At 36.3% G+C, this 18,610-nt stretch carries 14 protein-coding genes; 5 read left to right on the top strand and 9 right to left on the bottom strand.

All coding sequences use genetic code 11. The features are described from left to right. The first annotated feature begins 2 nt into the window (after positions 1-2). A complete protein-coding gene (locus tag DOS84_RS10930; protein ID WP_111410160.1) occupies positions 3-1,652 on the top strand; it encodes a type I restriction-modification system subunit M in 1,650 nt (549 codons plus the stop codon). Positions 1,653-1,733: 81 nt separating this feature from the next. Here DOS84_RS10930 and DOS84_RS10925 read toward each other — a convergent pair whose 3' ends face one another. From DOS84_RS10925 to DOS84_RS10895, 7 genes are all read right to left on the bottom strand, one after another. After that, positions 1,734-2,618, bottom strand: a complete 885-nt coding sequence (locus tag DOS84_RS10925) for an ORF6N domain-containing protein (protein ID WP_111410159.1) — start codon at positions 2,616-2,618, stop codon at positions 1,734-1,736. Continuing rightward, positions 2,618-4,705: a type IA DNA topoisomerase gene (locus tag DOS84_RS10920; protein WP_111410158.1), complete on the bottom strand. Its 2,088-nt coding sequence runs from the start codon at positions 4,703-4,705 to the stop codon at positions 2,618-2,620. Before DOS84_RS10920 ends, DOS84_RS10925 begins: the two co-directional genes overlap by 1 nt. A 61-nt stretch (positions 4,706-4,766) precedes the next feature. Continuing rightward, positions 4,767-5,210: a hypothetical protein gene (locus DOS84_RS10915; protein WP_111410157.1), complete on the bottom strand. Its 444-nt coding sequence runs from the start codon at positions 5,208-5,210 to the stop codon at positions 4,767-4,769. Positions 5,211-5,278: 68 nt separating this feature from the next. After that, positions 5,279-6,730, bottom strand: coding sequence for a DUF3945 domain-containing protein (locus DOS84_RS10910; protein WP_111410156.1), 1,452 nt, complete (start codon positions 6,728-6,730; stop codon positions 5,279-5,281). Between the two features lie 83 nt (positions 6,731-6,813). After that, entirely contained in the window at positions 6,814-7,122 is a 309-nt protein-coding gene (locus tag DOS84_RS10905) for a helix-turn-helix domain-containing protein (RefSeq protein WP_111410155.1), read from the bottom strand. Between the two features lie 500 nt (positions 7,123-7,622). Continuing rightward, entirely contained in the window at positions 7,623-8,513 is an 891-nt protein-coding gene (locus DOS84_RS10900) for an RteC domain-containing protein (RefSeq protein WP_243412124.1), read from the bottom strand. Continuing rightward, positions 8,488-10,917 carry an aminotransferase class I/II-fold pyridoxal phosphate-dependent enzyme gene (locus DOS84_RS10895; protein ID WP_111410154.1) on the bottom strand — a complete coding sequence of 810 codons (2,430 nt, stop codon included), beginning with the start codon at positions 10,915-10,917 and terminating at the stop codon, positions 8,488-8,490. The genes DOS84_RS10900 and DOS84_RS10895 overlap by 26 nt, the downstream gene beginning before the upstream one ends. Positions 10,918-11,138: 221 nt before the next feature. Here DOS84_RS10895 and DOS84_RS10890 point away from each other — a divergent pair, with 221 nt between their 5' ends. The 4 genes from DOS84_RS10890 (at position 11,139) to DOS84_RS10875 (ending at position 14,445) form a co-directional block, all read left to right on the top strand. After that, positions 11,139-11,522, top strand: coding sequence for a DUF7793 family protein (locus DOS84_RS10890; RefSeq protein ID WP_111410153.1), 384 nt, complete (start codon positions 11,139-11,141; stop codon positions 11,520-11,522). 39 nt (positions 11,523-11,561) lie between these two features. Then, positions 11,562-12,482 carry a helix-turn-helix domain-containing protein gene (locus DOS84_RS10885; protein ID WP_111410152.1) on the top strand — a complete coding sequence of 307 codons (921 nt, stop codon included), beginning with the start codon at positions 11,562-11,564 and terminating at the stop codon, positions 12,480-12,482. Positions 12,483-12,594: 112 nt separating this feature from the next. Beyond that, positions 12,595-14,073, top strand: a complete 1,479-nt coding sequence (locus tag DOS84_RS10880) for a MauE/DoxX family redox-associated membrane protein (RefSeq protein WP_124020636.1) — start codon at positions 12,595-12,597, stop codon at positions 14,071-14,073. A gap of 132 nt (positions 14,074-14,205) precedes the next feature. Continuing rightward, positions 14,206-14,445, top strand: coding sequence for a hypothetical protein (locus DOS84_RS10875; RefSeq protein ID WP_124020635.1), 240 nt, complete (start codon positions 14,206-14,208; stop codon positions 14,443-14,445). A 71-nt stretch (positions 14,446-14,516) separates the two neighbouring features. On the opposite strand, the gene DOS84_RS10870 is transcribed toward DOS84_RS10875, so the two are convergent. Together DOS84_RS10870 and DOS84_RS10865 are read right to left on the bottom strand one after the other, a co-directional pair. Beyond that, entirely contained in the window at positions 14,517-16,514 is a 1,998-nt protein-coding gene (locus DOS84_RS10870; RefSeq protein WP_165830422.1) for an alpha/beta hydrolase family protein, read from the bottom strand. 661 nt (positions 16,515-17,175) lie between these two features. After that, positions 17,176-18,594, bottom strand: coding sequence for a RagB/SusD family nutrient uptake outer membrane protein (locus DOS84_RS10865; protein WP_111410149.1), 1,419 nt, complete (start codon positions 18,592-18,594; stop codon positions 17,176-17,178). Positions 18,595-18,610 lie beyond the last annotated feature (16 nt).

Below are 18,610 nucleotides of genomic sequence, written 5' to 3'. Positions count from 1 at the left end.
CAATGACTCAAAAAGAACAACAGCAACTAGGTAAAACCCTTTGGGATATAGCAGATAATTTAAGAGGTGCGATGAATGCAGATGATTTCCGTGATTATATGCTTTCATTTCTATTCCTTAGATATTTATCTTTCAATTACGAAGAATCAGCAAAAAAGGAATTAGGAAAAGATTACCCAGACGATACTCCAAAGGATGTTATGTCTAGGCTAAAAGTTAATACTCCTTTAGAAATTTGGTATAAAGAAAACCCTAATGATATTGAAGACTTTGAAAAACAAATGCGCCGTAAAGTGCATTATGTTATTGAGCCTCATCATCTGTGGAGTAACATCACCGAATTGGCACGTACACAAAATGCAGATTTATTAGTAACTCTGGAGAATGGTTTCAGATATATTGAAAACGAATCGTTTGAAAGTGCTTTTCAAGGTTTGTTTTCTGAAATTAATTTGAATTCTGAAAAATTAGGTAAGACTTCTAATGAAAGAAACAAAAAACTCTGTACTATTATTCAGAAGATTTCAGAAGGAATAGCCGATTTTTCTGCTGATTCCGATACTCTCGGTGATGCTTATGAGTACTTGATTGGTCAGTTTGCAGCAGGTTCAGGTAAAAAAGCAGGAGAGTTTTATACGCCACAACAAATTTCAACCATCTTATCTGAAATTGTAACCTTAGACAGCCAAGACCCAACAATGGGTAAGAAAAATAAATTGGACAAAGTATTGGATTTTGCTTGTGGTTCAGGTTCTTTATTGTTGAATGTTAGAACGAGAATTAAGGATAACGGTGGTAGTATTGGTAAAATATTCGGACAAGAAAAAAATATCACCACCTACAACCTTGCTAGAATGAATATGTTATTGCACGGTATGAAAGATACCGAGTTTGAAATATTTCATGGGGACACGTTACTCAATCAATGGGATTTACTAAATGAAATGAATCCAACAAAAAAGATAGAGTTTGATGCAATTGTTGCCAATCCCCCCTTTAGTTTGCGTTGGGAACCAAACGATACTTTAGCAGATGATTTCCGTTTTAAAAGTTATGGTTTAGCCCCAAAATCAGCAGCAGATTTTGCATTTTTATTACACGGTTTTCACTTTTTAGGAAAAGAAGGCACAATGGCAATCATATTACCACACGGTGTTTTATTCCGTGGTGGTGCAGAAGAAAGAATTCGTACTAAATTGTTAAAAGACAATCATATTGATACCGTAATTGGTTTACCTTCTAATCTCTTCTATTCAACGGGCATTCCTGTTTGTATTTTAGTATTGAAAAAATGCAAAAAACAAGATGATGTTTTATTCATCAATGCCAGTGAACGTTATGAAAAAGGAAAGCGACAAAATACATTAAGAGAAGGAGATGGTGATGAACCCAATGACATTCAAGATATCATAGATACATATAAATATCGTCCAGAAAACATAGAAAGATATGCTCGTAGGGTTTCTATGGAAGAAATTGAAAAGAATGGGTATAATCTGAATATTTCAAGATATGTGAGTACATCACTTGACGAAATAAAAATTGATTTAAAAGAGGTAAACAAAAAATTGACTTCAATTAATGAAAGCATAAAGAAGAGTACAGATCGACACAATGAATTTTTAAAAGAATTAGGATTAAATAATATTTGATTGTAGTCGTGTTTGTATCTGATGCCGATTTAACACTGGGATTGATCTGATAAAATATGCCCTTTGAATTTTTCAGAGGGTTTATTGTTTATTCAAAATTTGGAGCATCCTGCCAACCTCAATATCCATTCTTGAAAATGCAAACCATTTTTTACCCAAGTCTTTTAATGATGCTCCGATATGATAGAGTTCGGTATTATCAATGATTAGAAAACGGTCATGCGCATTAGAAAAAATTTCAACTTCAACCGGGGGATATTGACTGTTGTATCGTTTCACATCCATCAGTAACTGATTACTTATGCTTTTAGTATAGATTGTTACGGTAACATCACTATTTCTCTTACCCAACAAGGTTAGCACAGTATCGTCCACATAATTATCAATAAGGATAATGGAACTTTGGGCACTACGAATAATATCAGAGACAAAAGCATAGGCATCAAAAATTTGCCCATTATAGAAAATGCCCTTTTCACTGTACAACTTTCCGCTTTCCAGTGCCTTAAAGATTTCTTCAAATTTCTGGTCTGCATCTATCTGTTTCAGTTCTATCTTATTCAGTCGATGAAACAAGGCTGCGTTATTAACAAGTATCTTGCGCATTTCCACAAAGGCATTCATTATCTCGATGCTTACTTTTATGGCAATATTGCTACGGAGTACAGCTGAAAGCATCGCAATTCCTTGTTCGGAAAAAACATAAGGCAGATAACGTCTTCCCCCGTAATTCAAACTTGAGGTCACAAATTGTGACCTCAAGTTAATTGCATCAAATTCATCCTGTGTCAATTGAAAACAAAAGGATTCAGGAAAGCGGTCTGTATTACGCTTTACAGTCTGATTAAAGACTTTGGTTTCTACCTGATAAATCCTTGCGAGATCACTGTCGAGCATAACCTGTTGTCCTCTTATAGTATAAATTCGGTTCTCAATTTCCTGACGGGTAATGATAGAATCACTCATTATTTCTTCGGAAGTTTAGATTTTTCAAATTCAAAAGAGCTTTCGGCTTTCTCATTTAATACGATATAGGCATCGAATTTCTTTCCGGATTTGCTTTTCATCCCTTTGATGAGAGAAGTTTTTCCTTTGTTGACAATGCATTCTATATCGGCTATACTGATTTGTACACCACACACATTTCGAAATTGTACCCAATTACAGTTCTCATCAGGACATTTGACAATTTTATCCCTTATAATCAGTTGCCTATTTTTGCATTTGGGACAGTCAAGCATAGCCCGATTTTCTTGTGCAATGGCAGTTTGCAATAATTCATTGGTAATTAATGCTGCATAGTTTTCCATTTCTTTTTGGAAATCATCTGCATTACTTTCGTTGTTTTCAATTTTCTGCAAAGTCAACTCCCATTCTGCAGTCATCGCTACGTCCGCAATCTTTTTATCTTTTATAAGTTCATAGACCTGTAATCCTTTACCGGTAGGTATCAGGGATTTATTTTCCCTTTGAATATAGTTACGGCTAAACAGGGTTTCAATAATGGTGGCTCTTGTGGCTGGTGTACCAATACCTATGTTTTGCATTGCTTTTCGTTCCTCTTCATTTTCAATCTCCTTTCCAGCAGTTTCCATAGCCGATAAAAGTCCGGCCTCAGTATAAAGCACAGGTGGTCTGGTTTTCTTTTCCAGAACCGAAGCATCTTTGATTTTGAGTTCATCACCTTTTTTCAGTTCGGGTAGTTCCTGCAGAGGTTCGGCATCATTATCAGAGAAACTGCCTTTGATGAAATGCCAGCCTGGCTCCAATATCTTGCAACCTTTCAGACCAAAATCATAATGCAAAACCTGTAAAGTAATATCGGTAATCTCTTTTGTACAAGCTTGTGAAATTGCTTCCAGTAGTCGAAAGGCAATCATATTGTAAACTGCATTTTCCCTTGCCGATAAAGCCGAAGGGATTTTGTCCGTAATCAGCAGACCATGATGATCTGTAACACGAAGATCATTCACTATACGTTTATTGAAATGTCCCCATTTCACTTTGGTTACTGCTTGCTTGAAGACTCCCATATCTTGCAAAGCCCTGATAAGATTAGGGATTTCTGCCCACATATCTTCCGGAATGTATTTACTTCCGGTACGCGGGTAAGTAATAAATTTCTTTTCATACAGGCTTTGGGCTATATTCAAAGTTTCTTCAGCAGACAGGTTCAATGTCTTGTTAGCTTCTTTTTGCAAGCCTGTCAGATCAAACAACAAAGGCGGTTGCTCCGTTACAGTTTTGATTTCTACTGACGTAACAGTAGAAATATTGCTGTTTCTTTGGATGGACTTCAACGTATCTTCTGCCAGTTTTTTGTCTTCCCATTTGGTTTTGGAAAGGCTTTTAAAATCTATGAACTCTTTTGTATGGGACAACTGTATCTGCCAGTATTGTTGCACCGAAAAATTTCTGTTTTCCTGATAACGCCTACATATTAAAGCAAGTGTAGGTGTCTGCACTCTTCCGAGCGAATAAATGCCGTTGCCTGCGGCAATTGACAGTGCCTGCGAAGAATTGATGCCCACCAGCCAATCAGCACGGCTCCTGCCTTGCGCTGCTTGAAATAATCCATCAAAATCGTTACCGGGTTTCAGGTTGTCAAAACCCTGCTTGATTGCCTTTTCGGTTAGCGAACTAATCCAAAGGCGTTCAAACGGTTTGTTGCATTTCAGATATTCATAGATGTAACGGAATATTAATTCACCCTCACGTCCGGCATCGGTTGCTACGATAATCTTTTCACTAAGGCCAATGAGCTGTTCTATTACTTTCAGTTGCTTTAATGCACCTATATCTGTCGTATAGCCTTTATCTTTTTTTATTTTACGTATTGTCAATAAAAAAGGATTGGGCAGTATCGGCAGGCATGATTTCTGAAATCCAGAAATGCCGTAATCTTCCGGCATACCCAATCCTACTAAATGTCCAAAAGCCCAGGTAACATAATAGCCGTTGCCTGTCAGGTAGCCATCCTTCTTTTCAGATGCTCCCAACAGGCCTGCTATTTCCTTGGCTACACTTGGTTTTTCTGCAATTACTATTTTCATATGTATCTTTTTATTCTATTTGTCACATAAAATACCTTTGGCATTTTTAAATTTCACGTGACTATATTTTTCTTCCACTTGATTTCATTGGTGTCTGTAGCTTTTCCTGTTCAGACAGCAATTGCTTTTGTAATTGTTCTGTCTGTAACTCATATTTCTTCAACAATAATCCACCTTCCTTGTAAGGATTATTGATAATAATTTGAATTTCCTTTGCTAATTCAACTGCTTTTGATTCTGGCACAATGAAAAGTTTATAACGTGTTGGATTATGCATATTTGCAAAAAAATCCATAAGAAAGTAGAGAAGAAAATTATCATTCTTATCAAACCTTTTAAACTCTCTATGATTTTCCTTTTTTACTTCTGCCGTTTCATATTCATCATATTTTCCAACTCCCTTCATTCCGAGTACTATCTTATCTACTTTATCCATATCTACTAATAATAGTAGATTAGAGTTTTTTTCCACAGATTGTTGTCCATCTATCATTAGTTTATTCATAATCAATGCTTTTTAAGTTTATTAAGTAACGCAGTCCAGAGTTTTTCGCAATGAATGTATTTAGGTAATTACATTTTACGCCCTTTGGATTTGGCAGGTGCTTGAGCTGCTTCTTGTTGTTCCTGCTGTTCCTTACTGTCGGGATTTTTTTGGCCTGATTTCAAAGGCTCTTTGATATTCTTGGTTGCTTCATTGGTTTTACCTTCTGAATTAACAGCTGTCTGTGTTTTGTATGCTTCGGTGGGCTTCGCCTGCTCTTTAACCTTATTCGGATTTTGAAAAGAGAAATCTGTTTTATTGGTTTCCTTGTTAAAGGTGATGTAACCATTATATTCCTTACCTTTCTTATCTACCAATCCGCTGACATAAACAGTTTGTCCGTCTTTGAATTTCTGATATTGCTCCTTATCCAGCTCTTTGTCCCTAAAGGTTTTCGGAACTTCCTGCGATTGGGCTTGCTGATTACCTTGCATCTGCTTATTGGAGTTACCCCTGTCAAACAGGAACTCTACAAAATGTTTATCAGCATTGAATTGTACGGTTGCATCAAACGCAGTTCCTTTTTTGGAAGTCATTCCTTCTATATAAAGTGGTTTGCCTTCCATTAGGATTTGCTTTTGTACATCATCTAGTTTCACGCCTTTGATCTCATCAGGGATTTTGATTTTGTCTGTTCGCAGTGCTACAAGCTCATTGGTAAGCCTGTCCACGCTGACAATGGATGGAATGCTCTCATTCGTTTTTGGATTGGTCAGATTGACTACACGACCCATATTGCCTGCCTGAAGCAGGTTGTCTTTATCTTCCTTAGTGAACTCGTGACCGAAAAAAGGAAAATTCAGGTTAGGTTCTTTGCGGATACCATGAATGGCAACCACAACCGCCCCTTCATCATTTTGTTGCAGAGACAGCCGTGCATCCATACGGGTAACAGCTGTGCCGAGATTAAGGCTTACAGGCACTAGCTCATTGGTTTTAAAACCTCTCAGTAAAGGATCAAGGAGGTTCATCTTTTCAAGTTTTTCTTTGTTCAGTCCGAGATTGTTCATTGTTTCCCAATCAATCTGTTCCGGTTTATAGCGGTACTCGCTTGTTTCCGATGTTGTCTGTTTTGTTTCCATACTATTTTTATTTTCTTGTTTATTATTTTTATCTAGTTCAGTTTTCACTTCGTGTTGCTTCATTAGTTGTTCTCCTTCAAATGTTGGATGATCTAACTGTTTTTGCATTTCTTTTGCCATATTAATAGCCAATGGTACAGGGACTTTGAAGAACGAGAAATTGGTAGGGTTCTTCAACTGGCTGAAGAAATTAGAGAAGAAGTTGGAAAAGAAATCACCCTGCTTATCAACCCGCATAAACTGGTTCTGGTTCTTCTTTGTAGGGTCAACGGTTTCCAGCTTGCCATTTTCATCGATTCCCTTTACAGCCTGAATTTTTTTTTTCTCTTTATCCAGTACCAGTAATATCTCGGATAATTGTTCGGGAGATTGCGGTTTATCTAAAGTTTGTTCGCTCATAATTTGAAATATTTAAGTTCGATATCGAAAGTAAAAGAACCTTCCACTGTTTTGTACTAAATGTCATTTATTTGCACTATTTGTCACCCATTGACTTTTACTTTGGGCATGGAAGCAGTAAAGCTTTCTCTGATGAACTGGTGCACATCTGAGAGCTTATAATAAATTTTTCCACTAATTGTATAATAGGGCAACTTGCCAGAAGAGCGGTAACGCTGAAGTGATCGTGCACTTATCTTCAACATCTGCAAAATATCCTGATTGTCCAGCAGCTCTTCTCCATCAATAATAGTACTTTGATTTTTAGCCCCGCTTACCAATTCCATAAGGATGTCGAACCTCTCGATTATTCGCTCCATCCAAGCCATAAATTCTATTCTATCAACATTCATAATCAATATTTTAGGTTCAATACGCAGTATGTAGCAATTCTTCCAGATACAGATACTGTTTAATATGCTTTTACAAAATTCAGTAGCTTTTGTTAGATTTTATCCCAATGGCTTTCGTAGTACTGAAAATTTTTAACATTTAAAATTCTTAAAGCCTTGGTTTTACTGAAAAATAATTCTCTAAAAAATGATGATTTCTTATTCGATTTAAAATATTCTCTTTTTAGGCCTCAATTATTTAAGTGATTCTGTCATGAAAAATGAGTGAACCACGAATCCCCTCCTAGATCGATACCGGTCAGTCTCATTTCCACAAAATTTAGTGGTAATTATTGGATTTTATCCCAATGGCTTTCGTAGTACGAAAAAAATTAACATTCAAAATCGGTAAAAACCTTATTTTTATAGAGAATTATTCTTTGATTAGTTCTAGCATAAAAAAAAGCAGTATATCCTTTTAAATATGGATTTACTGCTTGTGCGCTTTCGTAGTTACGACTTTACTCTTGGTCTTCTCTCGACATTTTTTGCTGTAAGTTTAGCGTTAATTCTTCTAGAAATTTTGTCTTACTGCTTTTACGGGCTTTGATTTCGGTATAGGTTTTATAGATGTTATCTAGTTTGATGTTAAAAAAATCTTCAAAAGATGCTGTTATCGTATTAATATCTGCAGCACCATGATTGATTGTCCCATTAGAAAACAATGCATAAATCAATTCTGTTAAAGCTGTTTTTGGCCCTGTCCATACCAATACTTTGTGTTTTTTTTCTTCAAATATTTCGGAATCATCGACTTTTAGTCTTTTTAGTGCTTGCCGGATGTAGTGAATGAATCGGTACATTGCCTTTACTTTTGCCCAAAGCATGTCTTGTGATGTTGAAAATTCGGGAAACTGGTAGTAATCTGTCATGGGGGTAAAAGGAAAATTATCCCGATGGTTTCTGGTAAAGAATTGATGGTCTAGGTAACAGTATCCTTGTTCCATATAATGCACAAAATCGGCATTTCTGTAAAAAAACTTATTGATTTTTCGCAGTTCTTTTTGGAGGAATTGGACCTTATAAGTGTTGCCCGCCTTAGGCATTCTTAATTCACAGGAGCGTACTTCGGTGAAATAAATCAATAAACTCATAGGAACGGGTTTGATATTTTTGAAAAAATCAATCTCCTCTGGAACAGTGTTGAAGTCATTTTTATCGACTATCTCTTTTAAGTTCGTTAATGTTTTATTACACAATACAATTCCATTGCAAGCCTTATTTTGCATTGTTTCGTTTGCCTCTAAAATTTCATTACAGACAGTATTAAATGATTCAATTGCTTTTTCAAACATCTTTTTAATATTAGTTGTCAATATGCCTTCGTCATTTTGCAATTGATTTGTAATCATTTTGCAAAGTATTCATAACTTCCATCGCGTAATTGTCTCTTGCCTGAACATAGGCTACTTTTGGAATTATTTGGGCTCCTAATTTTCTTTTTTCAAAGGAAGCTGATACTCCAAAATCTATTTTTTGAAACTGCAGTGCATTAGCTCTTTTTATGGTTTGAAATAACAGTTGCCTGTAGAGTTGGTATTCTTTAGCCCATTTATAGTCCATCCCTATTAATTCCGGGACATAGGTGTGATTATTATTTTTGTAGCAAAACATAACTCCTACAAATGGATTTTCATTATCTATTTTCAATGCTAATAATATGAACTCCCAGTTTGGACTTTCATTCATGTTTTCGAAAACTTCTTGAGAATATCGAAATGTATTGATAGCGTAATTATTGTCTTTTACATTGTTGTAGAGTTGGTATGCTCTTTCTATTTCTGATTTGCTCAATTTATCTTTTATTGTAACATCATAGTACTTTTCATAAGGTTCTATCTCTTTACTAAAATGTTTACGGGAACGCGGAGATAATGTTTCTGTAAACTCTTCGTAGGTATGCCAAACATGGTTTTGAACTACACAAGATTCAGGCATGTCTATTTTAAAATATCCTTGATCTACAATTGTTTTGTTGAAGCAATTGTCTTTTTCGAAATCTCTCAATACTAACATGTCGGCATTTAAGGCATTGTATTTTTCTTCTAATTTATCCAATAGTGCTTTCAATGCCTTTTCTGCTAAAGGATGTTCCTGATTGATGAAACAGTGTTTACCTTCAGTAAATAGAGTCCCCATATTCAATACTCTTGAAGTGAGGTATAAGGGATTGGTTTTTCTAATTTCTTCCAAATGGATGGAGACAGATTCAGTTGCCAACATATCGTCTTTCCAAAGGGCATAAGTAAAAAAGGTCATAAGTATTGTATCACCTTTATTATCTTTAATAGTGTAATAATAAAAATCCCATTGGTTTGTCGGGTCTGGATGCTGGCTGAATGCATTCTCTAAATAAACCAGTCCTTCCCAATCGAAAATATTTTGTTTTCCCATGTATTGATTCCATTCTGATTTTTCGATATCTTGAATGGTATTTTTTTCTTCAATAAAAAGTTGCTGATTATTTGAGTCGACAATCTTTTCTACTTTTTTACTGTCAATTCCAAAAGCCTGTCTGATTTTGTTTTCACTGTTGTTTGTTTCTTCCAACGCTTTAGGAAAATGGAATTCCAACGCTTCGGACAAGGCTGTAATGTCCTGTTGCTGATTGTGACTGGATAGCGTAATTCTAATTCCGGTATTCTTGATTGGTACGGCAGGATAAATCCCCAAATTTAGAAAAAATCCTTCCTTGAATAAACGTTTCGAAAAGTTATAAGCAGTTGCGGGTGTACCCATTCCTAAAAAGAAAACTGGTGAATCATTTTTTGAAATTATTGGAAGACTTCCTAATGTCAATAATTGATTGAAGTGGAAAATTTTATCCGCCAAATCTTTTTGTTTCAATTGTATTTCAGGAGATAAATGTATGTCTGCAGAGGCAATTGCTGCTGCAACTGACGCTGGTTCTAACTGAGCGGAAAAAGTTAAGGGTCCTCCAAAATTTTTGATTTTGTCTCTCAATTTTTGATTCTTGCAAAATAATGTTGCCCCACTGGCTCCAAAGGTTTTACTTAGTGTACTCACTACAATGCAATTTTCAGGTAATTCTTTGATAGCATCAAAAATAAAACCAGTACCGTTTTTGCCTTTCCAACTCATTCCATGAACATCATCAAAATAAAGATTTAGCTGTGTATATTTTTGAGTTAAAGCCAATAATTCAGGTATGGGTGCATAATCCCCAAACATGGAATATACTCCATCGGCCATATACCAAATTTTGTTGCATTTAGTACTTAGTTGTTTTATTTTATCTTCCAACATATCCAAATTGCTGTGTCTGATCATTTCTACCGGAATTCCTCGCAGTTTTAAAAGTTGACAAGCATTTTGCACACTCCAGTGGACCTGGTGATCTATTATTACTGCATCCTCATCTCTAATGAGCGTTGGGATAATAGCTAAATGCCCCAATGTACTGTTCTTGGTTATAATAGGTGGTATACCATACATTTGTTCGATTTTACTTTCCAATTCACTATATAATGGATGTGAAATATATGATTTTGAAAGAGGGAATTGTGTACCATAATTACGTATGGCTTGAATAGCAGCTTCTTTAAGTCTGTCGTCCTGTTCCAAACCCAGATATCCTGTTGTTCCGAAATGTAACATTTCCTTTCCCTTGATCTGGATTGTCCTGCCCGTTAAAACCTTGTCTTCTGCATATAAGTGCAGTATGCCTTCTTTCTTTGCTTCCGAAAAAACTTCATCCACAGTATCGATAAAGTTGTTGTGTTTGATTTTTGCCATTGGTTACTTCTTTTTTGGTGGTTTATTAAAATAGAGTCATAAATTTCATAAAAAAAATGAAAGTTATTTCAACTACTTCTTCAATACTCCCAAATTGACAAGTCAAATTCCCGAATTAACAACAAATACTACAAAAAGCAACAAATAATCCCAAATGAACAACTACCATTTTAATAAATGTTTATATTTTTGTTAAATTATAAAACTTTAATTCATAGAACATGATTGCAGCACATGATTTTTATGAGAATGATTTTGCGCGGTTTTGGATAACCGATGGTATTCTTTTTTTTGAATATAAGCCCAATACTATTATTGATCTTAAGGTAGCCCAGTGTGTTGTAACTGATAGAATTCATTTTCAAAATGAAAGGTCTTATCCTATTCTATGTGATATTCGAGGTATCGTTGCAACTGAGAAAGCTGGAAGAGATCATTTGGCACAATCGGGCTCCATATTGACAAAAGCAGTAGCGCTTATTGTACATGAAAAAGTTTCCTTAATTATTAGCACTTTTTATGTAGAGATTAGTAAGCCTTCTGTACCTACTCAAATTTTCACTAAAGAAGATGATGCTTTGGTTTATCTGAAAAGGTTTGTTTAGGATTTAGTTTATTAAAAGAAGAATTAAGAGTTGAATCTTATGAAAAAAGCATACAACGAAGAACGTATTGTTACCATTCATCAAATGCTATTTGAGATGGCACGTGGCAATTTTAACAGTCGCATTCCCTTAAGTTCCAATGATGAAGAATTGGAAACGCTTGTTGTTTTAATTAATATGGTTGCGGAAGAAATGAAAGAGTCGATTTTTAATGTCGGCTATGTTAATGCCCATAGAAAACTTCAATTTATAGCTCAAAGTACACTTGTTTTAGATGTCTCTTTTTCAATCAAGAGCTTTACTCCTGAAATTGCTTATTTTTTAGGTTATTCGGAATCCGAATTGATAGACCTGCCTTTGGCGGGCATTATTACTACAGTTTCTTTGCAACAACTTCATGATGTACTCGATGCAAATGTTTCATTGCCTACAACTATTGCTTTAGATTTTACACCTAATGAACATTTGCCTGTTTCTGTTTCCTGTACTATTGGAAGGTTAGTTAATAGTTCGGAAATTATATTAAATTTTGTTACTCCTGCACGTAAAGATTCTTATCGTCCTTTGATGTACGAAAATGAAAACGAGAAATATTTTAAAACTCGAAAAGCTGATGCACTATTGATTCAAAAACTTTATGACTATATATTGTCACACCTTGAAGAACCGCTTCCATCGCTAAAAGTGCTTTCATCTGAATTTGGTACTAATGAACATAAATTAAAAGATGGCTTTCGTCATTTTTTTAAGACCAGTATTTACCAGTTTTATAATGATGAGCGTTTGAAAAGAGCTTATTTTATGATTGAACACACTACGATACCTTTGAAAAATATATCGGTGATGAATGGCTTTAACGATTATCCCAATTTTTCAAAATCCTTTAAAAAACGATTTGGTTTTTCTCCATATGAAATAAAGCGAAATGAAACCGGTTCTACTTCTGTACCGGAAGATTAAATTTTAGCTTTTCAAACCTTATCCGTTTTGGACAAGTTTTGCTCCCAATAAGACAAGTGTTTTGGCTTTTGAATTCAGAATTTTGCTTTGTAGAACTAAAATCTATGAAGCTATGAGATTTAATATCAAAATACAGAACTTGTTTTTAGAGTTTACTTGTTTGCTCTATATTATACTTTTTGTCTATGCAGCAGTCAGTAAACTATTGGATTTTGAAAACTTTCAGGCTCAGTTGGGACAGTCTCCCCTTTTAAGTCCCTTTGCAGATTTTGTGTCTATTACAGTAATTGTTCTGGAACTGATTATAGCAGTTCTACTGAGTGTCCCTAGATTTAGATATTTTGCTTTATGTGCTGCAGTAGCCTTGATGAGTATGTTTACTACTTATATAGTTATCATACTGCACTTCAGTTATTTTATTCCCTGTTCATGCGGTGGTATTTTGGAAAAGTTAGGATGGAAAGAACATCTTATTTTTAATCTGGCATTCCTGTTTTTGGCAATATTCGCCATTTTATTGCGATCCATGAATAACCGCATTCTGATTCGACTATCCTTGTTAGTTTTAGGAAGCGTTTTGGTAATAACAGGATTATTTCTCTTCTCAGAAGATATTATGCAAAAGGAAAACCCTTTTATTAGACGCTTTCCACAGGCTACGGCTGCCAAAGTAGGCAGCATTGATTTAAGAAATACATCTTATTATGTTGCTGGTACTAATAAAAATAAAATTTATTTAGCCAATCGTTTGGCTCCTTTACAGATTCTTGAAATTGATTCCAATTTAAAAAGTAAAAAGAAGCATACTATACAACTTGACCGTGAGAATTTTAATTTTAAGGCAGTCGAGATTCGGATTAACGCTCCATATTTCTATGTAATTGATGGGACGGTTCCTGTCATTTACAGAGGTTTGATTTCCCACTGGAAAGCCAAAGTAATGATGGAAAAACAATTCTATTTTTCAGATATAGTCTTTATCAATGATAAGCAACTGGCTTTTCGAACCCAAAAACCTCCAACAGGAGAAAATATTCTGGGGATTGCCAACAACTATGAGAATCCAAAAATCAAATACAATCCACAGGTGTTGCAAAAACAGATGGAAGGAATTTTTGATACCGATGGTACACTACAATATAGCGCCACATTGCATAAACTGATTTACACTTACTACTATCGCAACCAATATATTATTACAAAGGAAAACCTAACCGTTGAGCATCGCGCCAATACCATTGACACTACTACTAAAGCAAAATTAGAAGTGGTAAAAATAAAACAATCCGGGGACATAAAATTGGCAGCACCACCGTATATGGTTAATCGTCACACAACAGTACGGGGTAACTTACTTTTCGTTAATTCCCTGTTACGAGGCAAATATGAAGAGATTGATGTGTGGAAGTATGCTTCTGTAGTTGACGTTTATGATTTGTCAAAACAGACTTATCTTTTGAGTTTTTACGTGTATGATGAAGAAGCGGGGCGAATGAAAAACTTTTTCGCTGGCGATTCAGCGATGTATATCCTTTCGGGACATTATATACTGAAATACGGATACGGGAAAAGAATCCAATCCAAAATTTAGTAAAGTATAAATATTATTGAAAGATACCGGCCGGTGACAGGAGTAACGATCGAAAACCTGTAGAAAAGAGTAGATCAAAATTCTATTAATTTAAATTTTAATATTATGAAAACAACCATTTTAAGAGCGTTTGTGCTGCCAATTGCAGCATTTGCTCTGGCCAGTGCTGGTGCAGTAAGTACTAACACTTCAGAAGTAAGTAAAGCCGATGTATTGATTCCGGCTTTTATTCACAATCCATCAGTGAACGACTGTCAGGAAGTTCCTGATGTTAACTGTGCTCCAGGTAATGGCCCTGCCTGTCTCAGCGGTGGTAATATCGCCTATGGTGGCAGTAAAACTTCTTGTAACCAACAATTGCACCGCAATTAGTAAAATCATTTTTCAATGAAGATAATGCAGTTTTTTTTTGAAAAACTGCATTATTTTTTTATGTTTATTCCCTATTCCGTTTCTTTTGATACTGCTTTAAATTCAGCTTCCCCTTTCATCCAATAATCAAACCATTCCATCATTCGCTGACTGAGATTCTTCTGGTTTTCTGGATTCTCTAGTGAATGGTCTTCGTCAGGATAAACGAGCATCTGGGTTGAAACTCCCAATTTTCGAAGCGCTAGATAAAAGGCAATGCTTTGATTCCACGGAATAATCCTGTCATTTTTACCTGCCCATAGCAACAGCGGGATTTTTACGTTTTCGGCGTGCATAATGGGTGAGTTGCTGACATATGCTTCCTTATCTTCATACAGCGATTTTCCAATGCGGAACTGCTGATTTTCAAATCGCCACATATCAGACTGAAAATAACCATTCCTGCTGATATTAAAGTAATAAGAAATGATGTCGCTCACTCCGGCTCCGGAAACGGCGGCTTTAAAAATATTGGTCTGCGATATGATGAAATTGGTTTCATAACCCCCGAAAGAATGCCCGAACAAACCGATCTTATCTTTATCCACCAATCCTTTGCCTGTAACCGCATTGACTCCGGCTGTTACACAATCAACGGCCGAACTTCCAGGATTACCCATCTGGTAGATGATATCGGGCATCAGCACAAAATAACCATTGAGCGTATAATTGGTTACATTAAAACCCTCCCGATTCAAGAAGCTGGGATTGACATACTGATGAAGTTCATCAGACATTACATCATAGATATGGACTACCATTGGATATTTTTTTGTTGGGTTATAATGGGCAGGATAGAACAGCGCCGCTTTTAGTTTTTGACCTTTACTATTGTAGTAATACAGTAATTCTGATTTCCCAAAAGAATACTCTTTTTGCTGTTTGTTGGACTGAAATAAAATTTTGGAAGCGGTCTGGTTTTTCCTTCTGAATTCCAATCGCGGCGACTGATTGAAAGTTTGAGTCTGGAAGATATAAGCACTGTTTTTACTCTTACGGATTTCATCTATTTTACTAGCTTCATATACTATGGGTTGTTCTTTCGATTTATCATTGTAAATAAAATATCCCGTTGACCAGTTTTCTCTATTGGTGGCTTCGAGCAGCAGGTCTTTGGATAGATCAAAAATGGTGGGGTTCCTTCCATCATAGTTACTCTGTGATCGCCAGTCATATTCAATGGGAGTTATCCTGTAAACTATGTTTTTCTCGTATCCTCTGGTTAATCGCTTGGAAGAAGAACCATCGATAGCCACCAGCCAGATATCATTGGCATCATACAATAAAACATTCTTTCCATCATTGGTCCAGCCCGGATTGCCATAGGCTCCAAATTGATGGGGAGCATCAGAAGTATTATAGTTGTCCCAGTGAGTTGTAACTTTTTTAGTCAGGTTGGTATGTGTTTTTTCCACAGGATCATACATCCACCAATTACTTTCCCGATAATACAGTATTCTGTTGCTGAAAGGATCAAAGCCCATCTGGTTCAAATCAACGGATTGCTTTTTCAGTATCAGCTCTTTGGAACCATTCTTTAGATCGGTTAGGTAAAAATCCGCTTCCTCATAATACTTGGATTGCAGGCCATAGGAAAATTTATTGTATAAAACAGCATACCCCTGTTGTCCGCTCAACATAATGGACGGCAGCTCGTCATCGCTGATCTGTAAATACAAACCCGTATCAGGATACCAGAGAGCTATTTTGGGAATATCACCCTCAGTCTGCTGCCGTTGTCTGTCTGCATAAAGCCATTTGTCGTTGCCGTGCCAAATTTCAGGCACATCCGGTTTTTCTGCATTAGGATCCTTCTTTTTGGCTACCATAAAAAATACTTTTTTTCCATCGTCGGAAATGGCATATGTGGTCCTTTTAAAAACTTCCATATTCTTTGAATCCGCTTTAGAGGCATAATCCAGTGAGAAGAGCTTTTTATCAGCAATTCTATAATAATTCACGGTAACTTCCTTAGTAGCTGAATCTGTCTCCCGTAAAAAAGCCACCGATTTAGAGTCCTTAGCCCACATCAAGTTAAAAAAGTGACTGCCGTTTGCTTTTGAAATAGCAGTATGTGAATAGCGAGCAAAATGAATAATCCCTAGCTCGCTATAATCCTTTTGACTCGAAGTATACATAATTGCATCCTTATCTGCATTTAACGCATATTCAGAGATACCTTCGATACTGTCAATTACCTTCCCGTTAGAGTTGCGTATCTGCATCAGGCATCTTTCACCGTATCCTTTATTCAGGGTGATTATATATTGGCCATCCTTTGCCAGCTCATACCGCTTAACATTATCATATACCGCAATTTTGCCTGTGGGCAGCTCCATTACTTTTAGTTTTGAATCGGGAGCTAGAAAAGCAAAGAGTTGTTCCCCTCCAAAACGACCGTCATTTCCTTTTGGGAAAACATAGCTTTTATTTTTAGCGATGTTCTGCACAAATAAAGTATCACTGTGGTTTTCGTAACGCATCGCATAACTTGCCCATTTCCCTTGGTCAGAAATGGCTTTTACTTCTAGTGTTCCCCATCTCTGGTAATCGTTCTCGGTTAATGCCTTCTTTCGTTGTACCTGCCCCATACAGGGACAGGACAGTAACAAAAGAAGTGTAGCCAATACTAAACTCAAAATTTCGAAGTCAATTTTTTTTCTTATTATTAGTATTGCTTTCATAATGATTTTAATATCCCGGGTTTTGTGGATTAAGATTTGGATTGGAATTCAATTCAAGAGCAGGTAATGGCCACAAACTATCAGTAGTATTCCATCCCGGTTTGGATACAGATAGTATTTCGTCCAGTTTTCCAGTTCGTTTTAAATCAAAAAAACGTTGCCCAAATTCAGTAAACAATTCAAAACGCCTCTGATTAAGAATATCGGTTTTAATATCCTCGGCTGTCACAGCATTTGTAGGGTTAAGTCCTGCCGTTGTTCTAATCCGATTTAGATCCTCCTTCGCCCCAATCAGATCGCCCTGATAAACTCTGGCCTCGGCTCGAATCAAATATAGTTCCGCTAAACGAAACACTATGGAATATTCCACTGAACTCGGGGTCGTCGATTGTTGTTTATATTTAGAGGCATGGTACCACGTGGAGACTCCATCAGTTACTTCGGTTGTCCAATGCGTTTTTCTCTGATCACCCTGCTCAAAAGCATTTACAAACTCCGGTTTAAGTCCCACGACCGGTGGTGGACCAGAAGTAAAAATGTACAGACTACCCTCTGCAGTATTACTGTCGGAGGTGTTAGGCATAAATTGCCAGATTGTAGTACTGCTTCCTTTTAGAAAGATTTTATCCAAATCCGTTTCCCAGCTATAGAGTGGATTATTAATCACAGAAGAGGCGGCATTGGATGCTTCAGGATACATTCCCATATACAAATAGACCCTTGCCAAAAGTGCTTTAGCAGTACTTCGGTTGGGAAGAATGCGCTCAGGCGAAACATAATCCTCTGATAGTAATTCAACAGCTTTGTTCAGGTCCATCAGAATTAGGCTGTAGATTTTATCGGCTGGCATTCTGGACACTTTGCTGTTCAGCAGATAATCCGTTGTGGTGATATAAGGAATATCGCCATAGAGATTTAACAGATAAAAATGAAGCAATGCCCTCACAAAGATAGCTTCCCCTTGCAACTGTTTTTTATTGGCTTCGGCAATGGATATGGAATTATCCAATCCTTCAAGAACTGCATTGGCGCTATAAATCTGGCTGTAACTCTTGTTCCAGATATCGTTTACACCTAGTTCACCAGGAAATAGCGAATTGGTATAAAAATTGCTTACGTCATATGCGTAGTAGTAGTCAAATTCATCGGCGTAGAGGCCAAGATTACAGGAAACACCATTTGAATTTCCATTTAACAAGCCGCCATCTCTCATTTTGGCATACAAACCCGCCATTGCGGCATTAGCAGTTCCTGCATCTTCGAACACGGTTTTGGCTGTCAGTTGTGAAGCAGGAAGATCCACTTCCACAAAGCTGTCGCAGCCAGCTAGTGTTAGACATACCGCTATAAGCAAACAACTATTAGCAGTCAATTCTTTAGCACTTTTATGAAGTAGCTTTTTAAAAATAATAAGTATATATATCATGGCTGTATGTATTAAG

Origin of the sequence: Flavobacterium aquariorum (assembly GCF_003254745.1) — a bacterium.
GTDB classification, from domain to species: Bacteria; Bacteroidota; Bacteroidia; order Flavobacteriales; family Flavobacteriaceae; genus Flavobacterium; species Flavobacterium aquariorum.
The sequence above is the reverse complement of the archived record's forward strand: the minus strand, read 5'-3'. Positions and strand labels throughout refer to the sequence as shown.

Coding starts and splice junctions, on each gene's coding strand:
- DOS84_RS10910 (WP_111410156.1), bottom strand. CDS start 6,730: ATGAGCGAACAAACTTTAGATAAACCGCAATCTCCCGAACAATTATCC.
- DOS84_RS10915 (WP_111410157.1), bottom strand. CDS start 5,210: ATGAATAAACTAATGATAGATGGACAACAATCTGTGGAAAAAAACTCT.
- DOS84_RS10920 (WP_111410158.1), bottom strand. CDS start 4,705: ATGAAAATAGTAATTGCAGAAAAACCAAGTGTAGCCAAGGAAATAGCA.
- DOS84_RS10865 (WP_111410149.1), bottom strand. CDS start 18,594: ATGATATATATACTTATTATTTTTAAAAAGCTACTTCATAAAAGTGCT.
- DOS84_RS10890 (WP_111410153.1), top strand. CDS start 11,139: ATGATTGCAGCACATGATTTTTATGAGAATGATTTTGCGCGGTTTTGG.
- DOS84_RS10900 (WP_243412124.1), bottom strand. CDS start 8,513: ATGATTACAAATCAATTGCAAAATGACGAAGGCATATTGACAACTAAT.
- DOS84_RS10905 (WP_111410155.1), bottom strand. CDS start 7,122: ATGAATGTTGATAGAATAGAATTTATGGCTTGGATGGAGCGAATAATC.
- DOS84_RS10880 (WP_124020636.1), top strand. CDS start 12,595: ATGAGATTTAATATCAAAATACAGAACTTGTTTTTAGAGTTTACTTGT.
- DOS84_RS10885 (WP_111410152.1), top strand. CDS start 11,562: ATGAAAAAAGCATACAACGAAGAACGTATTGTTACCATTCATCAAATG.
- DOS84_RS10870 (WP_165830422.1), bottom strand. CDS start 16,514: ATGTGGGCTAAGGACTCTAAATCGGTGGCTTTTTTACGGGAGACAGAT.
- DOS84_RS10895 (WP_111410154.1), bottom strand. CDS start 10,917: ATGGCAAAAATCAAACACAACAACTTTATCGATACTGTGGATGAAGTT.
- DOS84_RS10930 (WP_111410160.1), top strand. CDS start 3: ATGACTCAAAAAGAACAACAGCAACTAGGTAAAACCCTTTGGGATATA.
- DOS84_RS10925 (WP_111410159.1), bottom strand. CDS start 2,618: ATGAGTGATTCTATCATTACCCGTCAGGAAATTGAGAACCGAATTTAT.